This is a genomic window from Alicyclobacillus fructus (assembly GCF_017329605.1).
GTDB lineage: Bacteria > Bacillota > Bacilli > Alicyclobacillales > Alicyclobacillaceae > Alicyclobacillus > Alicyclobacillus fructus.
Genome location: NZ_JAFMTY010000012.1, coordinates 1 through 17378 on the forward strand (window position 1 = coordinate 1; position 17378 = coordinate 17378).

Annotated in this window: 15 protein-coding genes; 2 read left to right on the forward strand and 13 right to left on the reverse strand. The window is 63.6% G+C overall.

The features are described from left to right. Window positions 1-180: 180 nt before the first annotated feature. The 7 genes from lysS to J3481_RS07620 all read right to left on the reverse strand — a co-directional run bounded on the left by lysS (window position 181) and on the right by J3481_RS07620 (window position 6131). Window positions 181-1668: a lysine--tRNA ligase gene (gene lysS, locus J3481_RS07590; protein WP_206831455.1), complete on the reverse strand. Its 1488-nt coding sequence runs from the start codon at window positions 1666-1668 to the stop codon at window positions 181-183. Window positions 1669-1901: 233 nt separating this feature from the next. Continuing rightward, window positions 1902-2378: a transcription elongation factor GreA gene (gene greA, locus J3481_RS07595; protein ID WP_067850152.1), complete on the reverse strand. Its 477-nt coding sequence runs from the start codon at window positions 2376-2378 to the stop codon at window positions 1902-1904. 173 nt (window positions 2379-2551) lie between these two features. Beyond that, the gene (locus J3481_RS07600) at window positions 2552-2860 is read right to left on the reverse strand and encodes a helix-turn-helix transcriptional regulator (RefSeq protein ID WP_206831456.1); all 309 of its coding nucleotides are present in this window, start codon (window positions 2858-2860) and stop codon (window positions 2552-2554) included. After that, on the reverse strand, window positions 2838-3338 hold the full coding sequence (gene folK, locus J3481_RS07605; protein ID WP_206831457.1) for a 2-amino-4-hydroxy-6-hydroxymethyldihydropteridine diphosphokinase: 501 nt from the start codon (window positions 3336-3338) through the stop codon (window positions 2838-2840). The genes J3481_RS07600 and folK overlap by 23 nt, the downstream gene beginning before the upstream one ends. Then, entirely contained in the window at window positions 3316-4104 is a 789-nt protein-coding gene (folP, locus tag J3481_RS07610) for a dihydropteroate synthase (protein ID WP_206831458.1), read from the reverse strand. Before folP ends, folK begins: the two co-directional genes overlap by 23 nt. Next, window positions 4101-4994, reverse strand: coding sequence for an Hsp33 family molecular chaperone HslO (hslO, locus tag J3481_RS07615; protein ID WP_206831459.1), 894 nt, complete (start codon window positions 4992-4994; stop codon window positions 4101-4103). The genes folP and hslO overlap by 4 nt, the downstream gene beginning before the upstream one ends. 45 nt (window positions 4995-5039) lie before the next feature. Continuing rightward, the gene (locus tag J3481_RS07620; protein ID WP_236011390.1) at window positions 5040-6131 is read right to left on the reverse strand and encodes an HD-GYP domain-containing protein; all 1092 of its coding nucleotides are present in this window, start codon (window positions 6129-6131) and stop codon (window positions 5040-5042) included. Between the two features lie 988 nt (window positions 6132-7119). Between J3481_RS07620 and J3481_RS07625 the strand changes: the two genes are divergently transcribed. After that, window positions 7120-7788 carry a hypothetical protein gene (locus tag J3481_RS07625; protein WP_236011391.1) on the forward strand — a complete coding sequence of 223 codons (669 nt, stop codon included), beginning with the start codon at window positions 7120-7122 and terminating at the stop codon, window positions 7786-7788. 272 nt (window positions 7789-8060) lie between these two features. Then, window positions 8061-8918 carry a hypothetical protein gene (locus J3481_RS07630; protein ID WP_206831461.1) on the forward strand — a complete coding sequence of 286 codons (858 nt, stop codon included), beginning with the start codon at window positions 8061-8063 and terminating at the stop codon, window positions 8916-8918. A gap of 179 nt (window positions 8919-9097) precedes the next feature. On the opposite strand, the gene ftsH is transcribed toward J3481_RS07630, so the two are convergent. The 6 genes from ftsH to spoIIE all read right to left on the reverse strand — a co-directional run bounded on the left by ftsH (window position 9098) and on the right by spoIIE (window position 17302). Further along, window positions 9098-10906 carry an ATP-dependent zinc metalloprotease FtsH gene (ftsH, locus tag J3481_RS07635; protein WP_206831462.1) on the reverse strand — a complete coding sequence of 603 codons (1809 nt, stop codon included), beginning with the start codon at window positions 10904-10906 and terminating at the stop codon, window positions 9098-9100. A gap of 90 nt (window positions 10907-10996) precedes the next feature. Next, window positions 10997-11539, reverse strand: coding sequence for a hypoxanthine phosphoribosyltransferase (gene hpt, locus J3481_RS07640; RefSeq protein ID WP_206831463.1), 543 nt, complete (start codon window positions 11537-11539; stop codon window positions 10997-10999). A 44-nt stretch (window positions 11540-11583) separates the two neighbouring features. Continuing rightward, window positions 11584-13011, reverse strand: a complete 1428-nt coding sequence (gene tilS, locus J3481_RS07645) for a tRNA lysidine(34) synthetase TilS (protein WP_206831464.1) — start codon at window positions 13009-13011, stop codon at window positions 11584-11586. Window positions 13012-13122: 111 nt separating this feature from the next. Next, a complete protein-coding gene (locus tag J3481_RS07650) occupies window positions 13123-14028 on the reverse strand; it encodes a protein kinase domain-containing protein (protein ID WP_206831465.1) in 906 nt (301 codons plus the stop codon). Next, window positions 14025-14744, reverse strand: a complete 720-nt coding sequence (locus tag J3481_RS07655; protein WP_206831466.1) for a vWA domain-containing protein — start codon at window positions 14742-14744, stop codon at window positions 14025-14027. Before J3481_RS07655 ends, J3481_RS07650 begins: the two co-directional genes overlap by 4 nt. Before the next feature lie 95 nt (window positions 14745-14839). Then, complete coding sequence (gene spoIIE, locus J3481_RS07660) at window positions 14840-17302, reverse strand: stage II sporulation protein E (protein ID WP_206831467.1); 2463 nt, start codon at window positions 17300-17302, stop codon at window positions 14840-14842. Window positions 17303-17378: the final 76 nt, after the last annotated feature.

Here is a 17378-nt window from a genome sequence, read left to right on the forward strand (position 1 = left end):
TTTAGTTTTCAAGGAGCGACCCCGCAGTATCCCGCGGCTTTCGCGCCGCCTCGCGGGCGGCGAGAATGATACTATCACCCCTGCCCCCTGCCTGTCAAGCGGGATCGCACAAGGAAATTTTTGTTTCACCATGCGCGTGGCGGGCGCGTTCCGGCCCGCCATCTCACACGGCTCGAAAGCTCAATCGTCCTGGCGTTCGCGCATGAGGGGGAACAACAGCACATCGCGAATGGACGGTTGGCCCGTCAACAGCATCACCAGCCGATCGATGCCGACGCCAAGGCCGCCCGTCGGAGGCATGCCATGCTCCAGCGCCGTCAGGAAGTCCTCGTCAAGCGCCTGCGCTTCCTCGTTGCCCGCTTCCTTCTCGCGCAATTGCGCCAAGAAGCGCTCGCGCTGATCGATGGGATCGTTCAACTCGCTGAAGGCGTTCGCGTGCTCGCGGCCGACGATGAACAGCTCGAACCGGTCGGTGAAGCGGGGATCGTCGGCGTTCTTCTTGGCGAGCGGCGAGATCTCGACGGGATGGCCATACACGAACGTCGGCTGAATGAGCTTGTCCTCGACGCGCTGCTCGAAGAACTCGTTCAGGATGTGCCCGTAGGTCATGTGCGGCTCGATTTTCACGCCGTGTTCCGACGCGAGGCGGCGCGCTTCTTCGTCCGACGAGACGGCGCGAAAGTCGACGCCCGTGTGCTCCAGGACGAGATCGGCGATGTGCGCGCGCTTAAAGGGCGACTCGAGGTCCACGACGTGATCGCCATACGGGATGTGCAATTTGCCGATCACGGCCTGAGCCGCGTGACGCACCATGTTCTCGGTGAGATCCATGATGTCGTGGAAGTCGGCGTACGCCTGATACAACTCGAGCATGGTGAATTCCGGATTGTGGCGCGTGGAGACACCTTCGTTTCGGTACACGCGGCCAATTTCGTACACGCGCTCGAGCCCGCCGACGATGAGCCGCTTCAGGTGCAGCTCGATGGCAATGCGCAGGTACAGATCCATGTCGAGCGCGTTGTGGTGCGTCGTGAACGGGCGCGCGTGCGCGCCGCTCGCGACGGTGTGCAGGGTCGGCGTCTCGACCTCGAGGAAGCCCTCTTGATCGAGAAAGCGCCGGATTTCCTGGATGATGCGGGAGCGGGCGATGAAGATCTGACGCACGTCCGGGTTCACAATGAGATCCAGATACCGCTGGCGATAGCGGGTCTCGACGTCCTTCAGGCCGTGCCACTTCTCGGGCAGGGGGCGGAGCGACTTGGTGAGAAACGTCACCTGCTCGGCGAGCACGGTGATCTCGCCGCGGTTGGTGCGAAACACCGTGCCCTCGACGCCAAGGATGTCGCCGAGATCGACAAGGTGCTGAAACGTGTCATACGCGTCGGGGCCGAGGACGTCGTACTTGGCGTAGATCTGGATGTTCCCCGTGACGTCGTTCAGGACGGCGAACGTCGCCTTGCCGTGTCCGCGGCGGGCGATCATGCGCCCGGCGATACGCACGCGCAAGCCCTCGCGCTCGAGCTCCTCCTGGCTCTTGCCTTCGCCGAACCGATGGATATCGGCCGCGTGATGCGTGACCTCGTAACGGCCGCCGAAGGGATCGATGCCGCGCTCGCGCAGGGCATTCATCTTTTCGATCCGGTGTTGAATCAGCTCTTGCTCTTCCAAACCGACACGCTCCTCAGGAAGGTTGGCCGGGCTCGTCCGCCCGGCGTTTCTTGTATCATCATTCGACAAAACGGCGCAAGTTGCAAACCAGGGCGAGCGGAGGCTGGCGCCCGAAGCCACTCGGCCGCTTGCCGGCTCGCCGGGTCTTCGCCAGACATGGAAAGGGACGAGGCGCATGGACCTCGTCCGCACAACCGAATGTCAAAAGCCGGGCGCTCTGCCGCGGAATACGCTTACCGTTTGATCTCGAGGATTTTGAACTTGATGACGCCGGCGGGCACATTCACTTCCACCGTGGAGCCGATTTGCTTGCCAAGGAGCGCCTTGCCCACGGGCGACTCGTTGGAGATCTTGTTCTCCGCGGGATTGGCCTCGGCGGAGCCGACGATGGTGTATTCCACTTCCTCGTCGAGATCCAGATCCAGAACCTTGACGGTCGAGCCGATGCTGACGACGTTCGTGTCGACCTCGTCCTCGTTGATGACGCGCGCATTGCGCAGCTGCTTCTCGAGGGTCATGATGCGGCCTTCGATGAAGGCCTGCTCGTTTTTGGCGTCTTCATACTCAGAATTCTCACTAATATCTCCGTAGCTGATGGCAACCTTGATGCGCTCCGCGACCTCGCGCCGCTTGACGCTCTTCAAGAGCTCGAGCTCTTCCTCGAGCTTTCGCAGGCCCTCGGGCGTGAGCAACACTTCTTTATCTGCCATGGCTGTCTCTCCTTTGCTCCCAGTCGATGCTTCAAGGCTCCTGGAATAGCGAGAAGCGTGCATGCCATCGCTGGCAGCACGCGCGCTTCGAGCCATCGAGGATACCATTGTCCGGAAAACGGAACCGTCACTCGCGGATCTATGCGCCATTATAGAGAGGGCCCCACAGATTGTCAATGGACGATCGCGCCCTGACACCCCGGCGGCGTTGCATCCTCCTCGCCGGGATGTCCGTCCCTTTCGCGCTCCGCGCCTTCGCCCCAGGCGCCATCGGCTCTGGATGGGCCGTACAGCTCCTCCTCGTCGACACAGAGGACGCTCGCGATGGCCGAGGCGAGATCGGGCGTCGGCTGGCGGGTGCCTCGCTCGATCCCGCCGATGGTGGCGAGGCTTATGCCGAGAGCGCGGGCGAGATCGGCCTGGGTCATCTGTTTGAGCTTGCGAAAGGCGCGCAGCCGCCTACCAAAAGCGTCCAACCTCATGCACCTCGTCTTTCCTTCGCAGGCGCGCCGCGAGATCGGCCCACGTCTCGCCCGTCGGAGCGAGGCCGTTGGGATGGAGATCCGCGAGCGGCACCATGACAAACGCCCGCTGCCACATGCGCGGGTGCGGCAGCGTCAAATCCGGATGATCGAGCTCGAGATCGTCGTACAGGAGCAGGTCGAGATCGAGCGTACGGGGGCCAAAGCGGACGTCCCTCGTTCGCCCGGCCCGGGCCTCGATGGCAAGCAGCCCGCGCAAAAGCTCGTGCGGCGAGAGGGATGTGCGCAGGTGGACGGCCAGGTTCAGAAAATCGCCCTGATCCAGGTAGCCCACGGGCGCGGTCTCGTACACGCTCGACACACCGACCACGTCGCCGAGCTGTTTCAGCCCGTCGATGCCGAGGCCGAGATAATGGATCCTGCGCCCCACGTTCGATCCGGCCCCGATGTACGCGTCATGAAGCGGACCGGTCGCCATGCGCCAGGATCGCCTCCATCATGCGCACCACGCGCACCGAATCGCGCACGTCGTGGACGCGCACGTACGCGACGCCCGCCGTGCACGCGTGCGCCACGACGGCGAGCGATCCGGCGAGCCTCTCCCCCACCGGGACGCCGCCCAGCGCGTGGCCGATGACGCGCTTGCGGCTGGCGCCCACGAGCACGGGGAAACCGAGGTCCCGAAACCGAGCGATCTCGGCGAGGCAGGCGAGATCCTGCTCCCGCGTCTTGCCGAATCCGATGCCCGGATCCACGATGATATCCCGCGCGGGCACACCCGCTTCGAGCAGCCGCGCGAGCGGGCTGCGGAGTTCCTCGACCATGGCGGAGACCGGAAGCCCGGGCAAAACCTCATGCCGGGTGTGCATCAGGACATAGCGCAGGCCGTGATCGCGCACGACGGCGGGCATGTCGGGGTCCCGCAACATGGAGACGTCGTTCACGACGGCGATGCCGTAAGCCGCCGCGCGGCGCGCGGTCTCGGCGTGGTACGTGTCAATGGAGATGGGCACGCGCAGCCGCCCGGCAAGCCGCTTGAGGACCGGCTCCAGCCGGCGCCACTCCTCGTCGGGCGAAAGCGGCGTGTGCCCGGGCCTCGTGCTCTCCGCGCCGATGTCGATGACGCCCGCGCCCTCCGCCTCCATCTCCAGAGCCCGCGCCACCGCCGCGTCCGGATCGAGGTAACGCCCGCCGTCCGAAAACGAGTCCGGCGTCACGTTCAAAATGCCCATGACGACGGTCACGGCGCCGCCACCTCCTGCCGCTCGATCTCGGCCATCATGTCATCCAACGCCTCGCGCCCGAACGTGTACACGTTGCCGCAGAAGTGGCACGTGAGTTCGGCCTGACCCTGCTCGTCCCGGATGGCGCGGAGTTCTTCCTTGCCGAGGCTCAACAGGACATCGCGCAGGCGGGGATAGCTGCACTTGCAGCGGAAGCGCACATCCTGCATCGCTAGGATATGCGCGTCCGGGAACAGCTTGAACAGGAGCGAGTCCGCGGCCGGAAACTTCTCCAAAAAGCCCGTAACACTCGGAACCTCCGCCAGGCGCGACTCCACGTAGGCCGCATCTTCGTCCGTATGCCCCGGCATCAGTTGAATGAGGAAGCCACCCGCCACAATGGGGACGTTGTCCGTGCCGACGAGCACGCCGGCACCCACCGCGGAGGGCGTCTGCTCCGAAGTCGCGAAGTAATAGGTGAAGTCGTCCGCGATCTCGCCCGAGACGAGCTCACTCGACGACGTGTAGTACGATCTCAGCCCCGTATCTCGCACCACATACAGGTGTCCACGCCCGATGGCGCCGCCGACATCCAGCTTGCCCTGGCTGTTGGGCGGCAGGTGCACGTGCGGATTGCCAGGATATCCTCGCACGTCCCCGGACGGCAACGCCTCCACCACCAAATAGCCAATCGGCCCGTCTCCTTCGATCTTGACCGTGATGGACTCGTGATTCTTGAGCAGAGAGGCCATCATCGCGGCGATGGAGGCCGTGCGCCCCAGCGCCGCCGTGACCACCGGCCAGGTGTGGTGGCGCCTCGCGAGCTCGCGCACAAGCTCGGTGGTGTGGCTGGTGATGACTCGCACGCGCCCTTCCCGCGCCATGGCACGGATCACGCGGTCTTTCGTCATGTCCATTCCCCCCGCGCGGCGGGCAGACGAGCCCGCCGCCTTATCTCACGCCTCGCACGTCACGATGTGCACGTCCATCGAGGCGGCGAGATCGATCTCATACGGTTCCACAGGGCGGCCATCGGCATCCTCGATGACGCGCACCACGGGATACTGCCGATTGCGCGCCGAGGGCACCACGACGACGCCCAACGTGCCGTCCGACAACCGGACCGACATGCCAAGCGGATACAGCGACACGGTCGTGAGAAACGCCTCCATCACCTGCTTGGGGAGCTTGCCGGTTGCCGTGTCGTTCTCCAAGATGGCGAGTGCGTCGTGCGGCAAGAACGCCCGCCGATAGACGCGGTTGGCCGTGAGCGCCTCGTACACGTCCGCAACCATCGCCACCTGGCTGAAGACGTGGATGTCCCTGCCCACGAGCCGATCCGGATAGCCCGTGCCGTCCAGCCGCTCGTGGTGCTGAAGGGCGATCACGGCCGATCGCGCCGAGATGTCGCCTTGCTTCATCAGGATATCGTACCCGATTCGCGCGTGTTGCTGAATGATGCGAAATTCCTCGTCCGTAAGCCGGCCGGGCTTCTGCAGAATTTTCCGATCCAGCCGCAGCTTGCCGACGTCGTGCAGAAGCGTGCCGATGCCGAGATCGATCAGGTCCTGCCGATTCATGCCGAGCTTCAGCCCGAGCGTCACCGCGTAGAACATCACGTTCACCGAGTGATGGAACAGCTCTCCGTCCTGCACGTAGACCGTGCTCAGTTGGTCCGCGGCCGCCCCGGTCGAGCGGAGTTCGTCGATCACGTCCTCCACCACCGGCGTGAACATCTTGCGAATCTGAAACGCCCGCACATGGGGAGCAAACTGGGTGACCGCGAGTTCATGGAGCGTATCGTAGGTCATGCCGAAGAGGCGCACCTTGGTGTCCTCTTGCACCACTTCCCGAACCACGACGTCTTCGGTGGCCTTGTCCTCGATGCACACCGCTCGCACGCCAAGTTCGATCAGCCTGCGAATCAGGCTGTCCGTCAACACGACACCTCGCGCCAGCAGGGTGCGCCCCCGCTTGTCCGGCACGCGCTGTGCCAGAATCGAATTCGGTTTTACGTATTGTGTGGCCACCCACCTCACGGGGCGCATCCCTCCGCATGTCCTATCCCTGTTGAGCCGAACACCCTATCTTCATTCAAGGCGAGGTGCCCCGGATCCTGCTGACAAGCGTGTTCGTCATCATAATACCTTACTCTAAGCACTTGAATGCTTTCTTGAACGATATGAAAGCCTGCACAATGCGTGCTCAAAGATAGGTCTTACGACTCATGCGGATTATGTTCTTGACCTCTAAAATGTTAAGCAATTCTGGTCAACAGGGAGTGAACCATCGGATGCCTCAGTCGAAGTTTTATGTCAGCGTTCTCACGAAGGTCATCACTGGTGTAGCTTCGCTCGCTACGGTGCTTTCGCCACTGGTGGCAAATGCAGATGCAAGTCCACAAGACTCGAACCCCACCTATGAGTGGCATGTCTCCAGTGTAGGTCCGTCCTTCACGTCAGCTGGACCTTGGAATAATGGGCCTGTGGGATGGGGGCCAGGCATCTTGCAATTTTCACAATCCATATCCGTATCCAATGGCGTAACAGGCCAAATCTATGTATCGGCAACTGAAATCTCAGGGAGCGTTGGATGGAATGTAGGTACTGGGTACACATACTCAGTGAGTTACACCGAGTCTGCCTCTTATCAAGTTTCAGTGCCCAGCGGACGCAAGTATCAAATTCAGTGGAGAAACGATAACGTGTGCAAAAACGTATATCAACAGGAATACGTGGTCAATCACCCTGGACCAACATACCCAGTCGGCTCCCCTGTTACCTGCATCGCATACAGATGGAACAATTTTGAATATCGTCATGTGGATGTGACAAATACATGAGACACATGAGACGTTTATCAACATTCTTACTCTCGGCCACTCTGGTCGCAGGAACAACCGCGGGCTGCGGACACGCAAGCAACCCACCCAATCGCTGGACGGTGTACAATCAGTGGCTCTACTCTCTCGTTACAACCCGCGTGAGTCCCGTAAGTATACAGGTAAACGTCAGCAATCCGCAGACCGGTTCACGATTGCAACTCCGCGGGGCCGAGCTGATTACGGACGCACTCAAACCCATTGCGCCACTCCAAATTGAAACGAGTCAGCAAAAAACGTTCTATCAGTACGCTTTGCTTTGGAATACCCGCGCGGTTGGTGCGTACCAGGCAGCTCCCGTCCGAGTCACCATTCGTCTTACAAGCGGAGAGCAGTCGTTCGCTCTCGGCAAAGCATATACACGCGTCGTCGAGCACCCCGTCGATTGGCTCGCGCTCCCCTACTTGCCTGGCGGAGAAGCGGGACAGCCCGACTACGTGACGGACCCGCACTACTTCGACTTTCGATTCGCAAATCGGTCGGACGTGCCTGTGCGCCTGCTCGGTTTTGAAACCGCGGGAGGATTTCAGTTCTCCAAGGTCGGTTACACGATGAACAGCAAGGACGTTCCAGGTGGCTATCCAAAAGATGCGAAACCGCTCACGAGTGCTGGCGTCCTCATCCCGCCGCACGCCATCTGCAACGTGTACGCGGAGTTCAAGCAGCCGAGCGGATACCTGAACGACCTCATCCAGGTGGCAGCCGTGCTGGAGCGCGGCGGCGTCCGCGGCGAGGAAATTGTGGGTCCGGCAATGTACACCGTGAACTACTTCCTAAACGACGATCCATCCGCCTACTATCCCGCGCTCAACGTGACGAGCTGAGCGCAAGGCGGCGCGGGGATCGACGGAGCGTTCTGCGCCGCGCACTGCGGCCTCATCAAAAGGGAAAGCGGGATGTCGCCACGTCCTTGGCGCATCCCGCTCCTGCATTTTTGCCTTCATCAATTCGGTCCCAGAATCTCCATTACTTCCTTGCGGCCCGCGCACATCCGCATGTTCCCCGATCGACAGCCCAAAATGGGCCCGAAGACTCATGCGCGGCGCGCGAGCGAATTGTATAACACACGTAAACCGTTCGGATAAGGAGGAGTCGCGTGAACCGCGGGCATCTCTGGACCTGTGCCGCTGTCGTCGCCCTCTCCGCAAGCCTCGCCACAGGCTGTGGGCATTCGAGTGCACCGCCGGATCGCTGGACCGTCTACAACAAATGGCTGTACTCCGTCGTGAGTGCTCCCGGAGGAACGGTCAATCTGCAGGTCGATATCACCAACCCGCACAATGAAAAACGGCTCGCACTCCGCGGTGCGACGCTCGAATCGAACGCGCTCCAACCTGTCGCGAAGGTGCACATGCAAGCGAGTCAAACCCCCGAATTCTACCAATATCTGTTTCTCTGGACCGTGCGCGCGGCGGGCGAGTATCAGGGCGAGCCCGTCCGCCTTCACGTGAATCTTGCAAACGGCGAGCAATCGTTCGATCTCGGCAAGGCGTACACCCGCGTCGCAGAGCGTCCGGTTTCGTGGCTCGACATCCGCATCCTACCTGGAGGCGAATCCGGCGAGCTCGCGAACACCGTGCATGATTTCGACATGCAATTCGTCAACTCGTCCGGCGCCCCTATCCGGCTCCTCGGCCTTGAAACCGCGGGAGGCTTTCAGTTCTCGAAGACGGGTTTCGAGCTGAATCAAGAGAATTTTCGAGGCGGTTACCCTCCCAACGTCAAACCGCTCCCGAGCGCCGGCTTCCTCATCCCGCCACACGCCACCTGCAACGTGTACGCGGAGTTCAAGCAGCCGAGCGGATACCTGAACGACCTCATCCAGGTGGCAGCCGTGCTGGAGCGCGGCGGCGTCCGAGGCGAGGAAATTGTGGGTCCGGCGATGTACACCGTGAACTACTTCCTAAACGACGATCCATCCGCCTACTATCCCGCGCTCAACGTGACGAGCTGAGCGCAAGGCGACGGTGCTGGACCGGCTGGCAGGCCACCTGCCCCGACCGGCCGCAACGCGCCTTTTGTCGACATCAGGCCCCGCTCGTATCGGCGCGTCGTCCTGCCTCAAAACGAACAGCGGGACGCCGCCACGTCCGTGGTGCATCCCGCTTTCCACTTGGGGTCTCAGGCCCCTGTTCACCGATACCGCTCCAGGATCTCCTTCACTTCCTCGCCGTCGAGGGTCTCCTTTTCCAAGAGCCGCTCCGCCAGCGCATCGAGCGCCTCGCGCTTCTCCGTCAGGATTCGCCGCGTTCGCTCGTGGCAAGTCTCGACGATTTCGCGCATCTCCTGGTCGATCTCGTACGCAACCTGATCGCTGTAGTTCGGCTCGCCCTGGAGATCCCGGCCGAGGAAGATGGCCCCGCCCGCCCGGCTGCCGTACTGCAGCGGGCCGAGCCTGTCGCTCATGCCGTACTCCGTGATCATCTGCCTCGCGATGTTCGTGACGCGCTCCAGGTCGTTCGAGGCGCCCGTCGAAATCTCGCCGAAGACAATCTCCTCCGCGACCCGCCCGCCGAGCGTCATGCAGATCTCGTCGAGCATCTGCTGCTTGGTGATGAAGTACCGGTCCTCGTTCGGCAGGCTCAGCGTGTAACCGCCCGCCATGCCGCGCGGCACGATGGTGACCTTGTGCACGGTGCGATCCGGCTGGAGAAAGAAACCGACCACCGCGTGCCCCGCCTCGTGGAAGGCGACGAGGCGCCGCTCCTTCTCGCTCATCACGCGGCTGCGCTTCTCCGGCCCGGCCATGACGCGATCGATGGCCTCGTCGATGTCCGCGTTGGTGATTTCCTTCTGCTTCTTGCGCGCCGCGAGCAGCGCCGCCTCGTTCAGCACGTTTTCGAGATCCGCGCCGGTGAAGCCCGGCGTCCGCTTCGCGATGATCTCGAGGTTCACGTCCGGCGCGAGCGGCTTGTTCCTCGCGTGCACGCGCAGAATCTCCTCGCGCCCTTTCACGTCCGGGCGGTTGACGACAATCTGCCGATCAAAGCGCCCCGGGCGCAACAGCGCCGGATCCAGGATATCCGGCCGGTTGGTGGCTGCGATGATCACGATGCCCTCGTTGGCCGAGAAGCCGTCCATCTCCACGAGCAACTGGTTCAGCGTCTGCTCGCGCTCGTCGTGCCCGCCGCCGAGCCCCGCGCCGCGGTGGCGGCCCACGGCGTCGATCTCGTCGATAAAGATGATGCAGGGCGAGTTTTTCTTCGCCTGATCAAACAGATCCCGCACGCGCGAAGCGCCGACGCCGACGAACATCTCGACGAAGTCGGAGCCGCTGATGCTGAAAAACGGCACCCCTGCTTCGCCCGCCACGGCGCGCGCGAGGAGCGTTTTACCGGTTCCAGGAGGTCCCACCAGAAGCACGCCTTTCGGGATGCGCGCGCCGAGGGCGGTGAATCGCTTCGGATCTTTCAGAAATTCTACAATCTCCTCAAGCTCTGCCTTCTCCTCATCAGCCCCCGCGACATCCGCGAACGTGACCTTGCGCTTATCCTCGGTGTACATCCGGGCCCGGCTCTTGCCGAAATTCATCACGCGGTTGCCGCCGCCCTGCGCCTGATTAAACAGAAGGAACATGAGGATGAAGAGGAAGGCAAACGGAACCACCTGTTCGAGCAGCGAGAGCCACACGCTTCCGCGCGGCTGCGGAATGACGTTAAAGGAGACGTTGTGGCTCTGCAGAAAGGGCTCCAGGTTGTTGTCGTACAAAGCCCTCGTCTCGAACTTTTCGCCGTTTTTCAGGGTCCCGTCGATGGTCGCGGTGAGGCCGTCGGGCGTGACCTGCAGCGTGCCCGTCACCTGGTTGTGCTCGACATATTGGATGAACTGGCTATATGGAATCGGCCCGCGAACCTGTTCAGGGCCGGTGAGGTATCTCAGTACGCCGATCAGCACGAACAGGATCAGCACGTACAGGACAACGCTCCGGTAAAAACGGTTCATGCCTTACCTCCTCTCGGTTACGGCGCGACTATTGTACCATACCAGGATGGGCGTTCCTAGCAAGAAAGACGCCCGCCAGGGAGACGCGCGTCAACCTGTCGCATAGATGTCAGACTTGAGGATGCCCACGTACGGCAAATTGCGATACCGCTCCGCGTAGTCGAGGCCGTAGCCGACCAGAAACGCGTCCGGCACCGTGAAGCCGTAGTAGTCCGGCTGAATGTCCACCTTGCGCCCGCTCGGCTTGTCGAACAGCGACACGATTTTGACGCTCGCCGCCTGCCGGCGGATCATCGTGTCGCGCAGGTACGCGAGTGTGAGCCCCGTGTCCACGATGTCCTCCACGATGATGACGTCGCGCCCCTCGACCGGGCGTTCGAGATCGTACAAAATGCGGACCGCGCCGGACGATTTGGTCGACTGGCCATAGCTTGAAATGGCCATGAAGTCGATCTCGACAGGCACGTCGATGCGTTTGACGAGATCGGCCATGAACAGCGCCGCGCCCTTGAGGATGCAGATGAGAAGAGGCGTCTTCCCCGCGTAGTCTCGGCTCAGCGTCGCCCCCATCTCGGCCACCTTGGCCTGCAAGGTTTCCTCATCGAACAGGATACGCTCCAGATCAGGATGCATGAGTGCCTCCCCATATCCGCTGTGAAATGTTCGGCCGCCGGCGTTCACCAGCCGCCGAAGGCGCCGCGAACGGCCTCCGGGGGCCGCGCACGGATGACATGCGCTGGCCCGCCGCGCCACAGGTGCGCGCCGGATCGCACGAGACCGGGAATCCATGCGATCTCGCCGTTTACAAGGAAAACAGGCCAGCGCGCGCGCAAGGCCCGCGGCACCTTGGCGTCGGTGAAGACGTCCTGCAGCTTCTTGGTCCCATGCCCGCCGAACAGCCGCACCCGCGCGCTCGTCGGCATCCCCACGGCAATCCCGACGTTCGACACGTCGGCGGGCAGCATCAGCCACCAGAGAGACGGCATGCGGGCGGACGCCGGACGATTCACGCGCAGCCGGCGAAACCGCCATCGCTCGTCGCCCTCTCCGGCGCACACCTCGGCCGTCCGATCGAGCTCCCACGCCACCCGCGTCGTCGGCGCGGGCATCGCGCTCGGCGGGTGGCCTATGTACAAATGGTCATAGGACCGCACACACCGTACGTCCGCCGCGAGGTGGATTTCGCCAGAAGCCGGGCCGCAGAGCGCCAAGCGGCGAACCGCCTCCACGTGGGCAAACGTCCACTCGCGCGCAGAGAAACAATTCAATAGTATGTGAATCACCCTGCGTTGTAAAGAAACGTGCAATTCGCCAAGCCGGCTGGCGGAAAAAGCGATTCCGCCCTGTTCCCTCTGCGGAGCGAGGCGGGCCAAAGCCTCACGCGAAGCCTCTCGCATGTACTCGTCTTCGGCCCAGAGCATCTCCAGGGCCGCGAGGACCTTTTGATCCACGTGAGGATCGGCGGCGCGAAGCGCCGGGATCACGACCTTGCGAATGCGGTTGCGGAAAAACCGCTCGTCCTCGTTCGTCTCATCTTCCACGTGGGGCACGCCGTGCATCTCGGCGTAGCGGACGATCTCGCCCTTCTCCACCCGAAGCAGGGGGCGCAGGACGCGAACGCCGTTCCACTCCGCCTCGGGGCGCATGGCCCCCAGGCCGCCGGGGCCCGCCCCGCGCAACAGGCGCATGACAAACGTCTCCACTTCGTCCTGCGCGTGATGCGCGACGAAGATGACGCCGCCCTTGGCCTTCGCCCGCTCGGCGAGCGCCTCATACCGCGCTCGCCGAGCCGCCGCCTCCAGACCCTCTCCGCAAGTGTCCACCACCCGCACGTGCACGAGCTCGCACGGGATCCCGTGATCGCGGCAGTAGCGTTCCACGAAGGCCGCGTCGCGATCGGCCGCCTCGCGCAGATGGTGGTGGACGTGAACCACAGAAAAACCGCCCAGCGCACGCGGCGCCTCTTCCGCAGCGCGCCGACACAGGTGCAGCAGCACCATCGAGTCCACGCCGCCGGAGACGCCGATCACCACATGGGCGGTCTCAAGCCGATGTTGTTGGAAGAAAGCCAGAACATGCGTGAGAAGATTGCGCGATGGCCCCAAGAATCGTCCCGCCGTTTCCGAATCTTGGCCGCATGGCGCGGCCGGAGCCTGACTCCACGTCCATTGTAGCAGAGCGCGGCGGCCCGCCGAAGCCCCCCAGAGAGCCGGCGCTCAGAGAAGCCCGAGGTAGAGGGCCCACGCGCAGGCGGTGGAGACGACGGCGCTCGCAAGGCTCGCCCACATGAAGGTCGCCGTCCAGTCGCGATGGCCCGTTTTGGGTTCGTCCTTCACGCGCACCGCGGCAATGGCGGCGCGAAGCGAAGGGGCATCGCCAATCTCGCGCCGCAGCACGCGGTTCCAGACGGGCCGCCAAGCGCCGTCCATCTTGTCCGCGACCATTCTGCCAAGCAGCTCTCGCCGCCTTTCAGGCGGGAGATCGTACAGCGTCGCGGGCCACTGCGCCTCGAGCGAAACGGCCATCAGCATGACGGCGAAGACGTCGTACAGGGCGCTTGCCCGGCGATCGCAGAGCCCGAAAAAGGCGCCGTCCGTCGTCGGCGTGAACTGCCGAACCGCTTTGCCGAACGGCGTGACGCCGCCGGGATCGACAAAGCGCACCTGGCCAGTGGCCTCCTGGACGAGCACGTTCTGCGGCTTGACGTCGCAGAACGCGTGCCCCGTGGCGTGCAGCGCGGCGAGCCCTTCGACAATCCGCAGCATGACCTCTTTGCGCGCGGCGGGCGCGAGCGCCGGCCACGCCTTGTCGAGCGGCCGGCCCGAGATGCGCTCCATCACGTAAAAGTAGCGCGCGCCGGGGCGGTCGGAATCGTCGATCTGCTGAGGAGCGGGAAAGGGCGATCCCGGCCCGCGGACCAGGTTCAAGAGCGACCATTCGAACGCCACCTGGCCCGCCGTTTCACACACCTTCATGGCGCCAGGAAGCCCGTCGTCCCGCTCGACCGCGTACACGATGCCGTTGGCGCCCGTGCCGAGCACGCCGCGAATGCGCCAGCGCCGATGGGTCCACTTGCCCACCACCCATGTGCCTGGCGCGAGCGGGCGAGTGGAAACCGTCATCCGAACTCACGCCGCGGTCCGTCTTCCTCCGCCGCACGCACGCGCGAGAGGAGAAGGTCGGCCGCGTGATCGATGGCCGGGCCGGTCGGCGTGCCGCCTCGCGCCACGAGTTCCGCCTCGAGCGCGGCGACGTTGACCTCGGAGGAGAACGGCTGCACGAGGCGCGTGGCCTCCTCTCCCTTGCCCGGGAAGGCGAGGACCGCGACGGCCAGCGGACCGGATCGCACCTTCAGCGACAGGGCGAGATCGCGCACGGCCTCGCGCACCGTGGGAATCTTGTCGCGCATGCTGGCGCTCGTGTCGAGGCAGACGGCGAGGTCGAGCGCAACTTCGTCCTCGAGCTTCTCCACCACCTGCATGACGCGGGCGCGCTCCGCGGGCGGGAGATCCTCCGTCGACTTGCCCATGACGGCGAGAAGCTCCTGATTCACGACCTGCTGAAGCGTCATCTGCATGGTCTGGTGCGTCATCATCTGGGCGGTCGCCGAGATATCCGTCGGCTGCACGATGCGGCACAGGCCGCCGCCTGCGTCCGCGATGGAGTGCGCCTCGTTGTAGCCCTGTTCCCCCGCGTCGCCGCGGCCCACGATGCCGATGACGTTCACCACGATGCCGTGCCGGTGCGCTCGGCGCGCGGCTTCGACGGGATCGGGCCCGATGTTCGAACAGCCGTCCGTGATGACAAGAATCTGCCGGATGGTCGCTTCCCTGGACAACACAATCCACCTCCGCGAAACTTGCTAGTCGCAGTATCGCCGAGGTGGAACGGTTTCATTCCCAAAAGCTTGATAGAATCCGTTGCGCGGCGCGATCACGCCATGCGGCGCTTTCGCTCGGTGGATCGCAGGCTCGGGACGTTCGGCAGCCGGATGGCCGCCCACTGCTCCTGATACCGCTCGATCACGGCCGCCACCGCGGTCATATCGTCCCGCACCTTGCCGTGCCCGGCCTCGACGGCCATGGCCACGAGCTCGTCCACGAGCGTCTGCGGATCGGTGGAGCGGATCTGCGCGAGCGCGGCTTGAATCCAGTCGTCTTCCGCTCCTTCCGGTGCCGCGTCATAGACGCCGTCCGAGACGAGAATGAGCACGTCGCCCGGGAGGAGTTGCACCTCGATGGTCTGGATCTCGATCTCCTCGAGGATGCCGATGGGCACGCTGTTGCCCGTCACCTTGATGACTTCCTGGCCGCGCTTGATGTAGCTCGGCGCCGAGCCGACCTTCAGAAATTCGCACTTGGCGTGAAACAGGTCGATCACGGCCATGTCGAGCGTGGTGAACATCTCCTCGCGCGAGCGAAGCACGAGCGCGGAGTTGATGGTGCGAACGGCGAGCTTCTCGTCGAATCCGGCCTTCATGAGCCGCTTCAAGAGATCGATGGCCGACTTCGACTCCTGCTTCGCGCGCTCGCCGTTGCCCATGCCGTCCGAGATGGCGAGGGCGTAGCGGCCGTTGCCGAGATCGACGGCCGTATGCGTGTCGCCGGAGACGGGCCGGCCGTCCTTGGCGATGGCCATGGCCGCGGATTGCACCTGGTACTGGCGCGCCGAGGCAAACGTCGCCGTGCAGGGCCCGCCGTGCGGCGGCACGTGAAGCTTGGCAACCGTGATGTGTTCGCCGAGAATGCCCGACAACAAGGGCGCGATCATCCGCGCGGACGTCTCGTGCGCGCTCTCGGAAGGCTGAACCACCTCGATCTCGACCCGCCCCGGCTCGAGGCTGATGATGCGCACGTCGTTCACGTAGAGACCCAGTTCCTCGAGGGCGCTCACAATCTTCTCGCGATCCGACAGGAGCGTTTTCTGCTCCATCTCGAGTTCCTTCGCGATGGCCCGGACGACCTCCGCCACCCCCGCCAGCTGGTGCGCCACGAGCTTTCTCTCTTCCATCATCTTTTTCAGCCACTTGTAGTCCCGGTGCGTCAGATCGAGGTTGTACCGGAGCGTGCTCATCATGGGATCGAGCCGGATGCAGCGATCTCGCAGTTCCGGCGTCGGCGCCGCGCGCCGGCCGTGCGCCGACTCGATGTTGGTGAGCGTGTGCTTCATGGCGTTGTAGGTCTGAAGCATCTCACGCCCCCAGCAGAGGGTCTGGCGCGGGCACAGCGAACAGACGCTGTCGCGCGTCTTTTGAATGGTTTGCGTGACGAGATCGCGCATCAGGCGGTAGTCGTTGCCGCTCACGTCGGAAAAGGTGTCGGCCAGTTCGTCGAAGATCTGGCTGACTTCGTGGATCTTTTCCGTCATCAGCGCGTGGACCCGCTCCGCCCTGGAGCGCTCGTCGGCGGAATGTTCAGGCGTCCCTGGCACAAAGGAACGCAGTTCCGCGAAGAGGCTGCGCGGCGTGATGAGATACAGCACCGAGGCGGCGGCGGCGGCCGACATCTGAACCAACAGCGGCGCATAGGCGTGGGCGTACGCGAGCGTGAGCACCCCGACGCCCGCGACAAACGTCGCGGCCACCGCGAACCGGTTGGCCTCCCGCATCAGCCCACAGATGAGCGCGATGAAACCAAGCACCGCCACTTCCATCAGCGACGCCTGGTGGCTGAGGAGCGACAGCATGCTGATGGCGACCGCGCCGGACACCGCCGGGCCGATGCCTGTCGCGCAGAGAACGAGCACAATCCAGTCGATGGCCACAAGCGCAAGCGGAACGCCGCGGATGGCGAGTCCGTCAAAGCCCATGATGACGGACGCGATGAGGATGACGACGCTCATCACCTGCTCGTAGCGGAGCGTGCGCGAAAGCTCCTGTCCGAGGAAGAGATGAATGCACTGGAGGAAGATGAGCGCTAAGATGGTGACCAGGGCACCTTGGCTGAACGCGAGCAGGGCCTCGGCGAAGGTCAGGCTTGTCCCGAACGTGGCCAGGTGGACGGCGAAGCCCACGGCGCCGGCGACGACGGGCGCCCAGATGATGTCCGCGGTCCTGCGCCGGAAGATCACCCGATGGACGAGCTTGTACAGCACGATCGCGGCAGCGAGTTCGAGCCCCCCCTCGACGCTCGTGGTGAACGCGCCAAGAATGCCGGCATACGCGGGCCACGCGCGGCGCTCCCCAGCGAGCGCCATCACGACGGCGTAGTAGGCGAGGGCAAACGGCGCCACGGCGTGATCGATGGAGGCGCGACCCAGGAGGAAGGCCAGCGCGCTGATGAGGAACGCGCGGCGCCAAGCCCTCCAGGCCCAACGAGAGGCAGGTGTGGAGCGGGACACCCGGTTCGGCTCCGCAGGTGACGAATTGGACCCGCTCCTTGTTCGCTTTCCGACCATACATCCGTCCCCTTTCATCCATGTGTATGGCCATTATAGGGCAGGCAGAACTGCAGATTTTGTCAAACGACGTCTG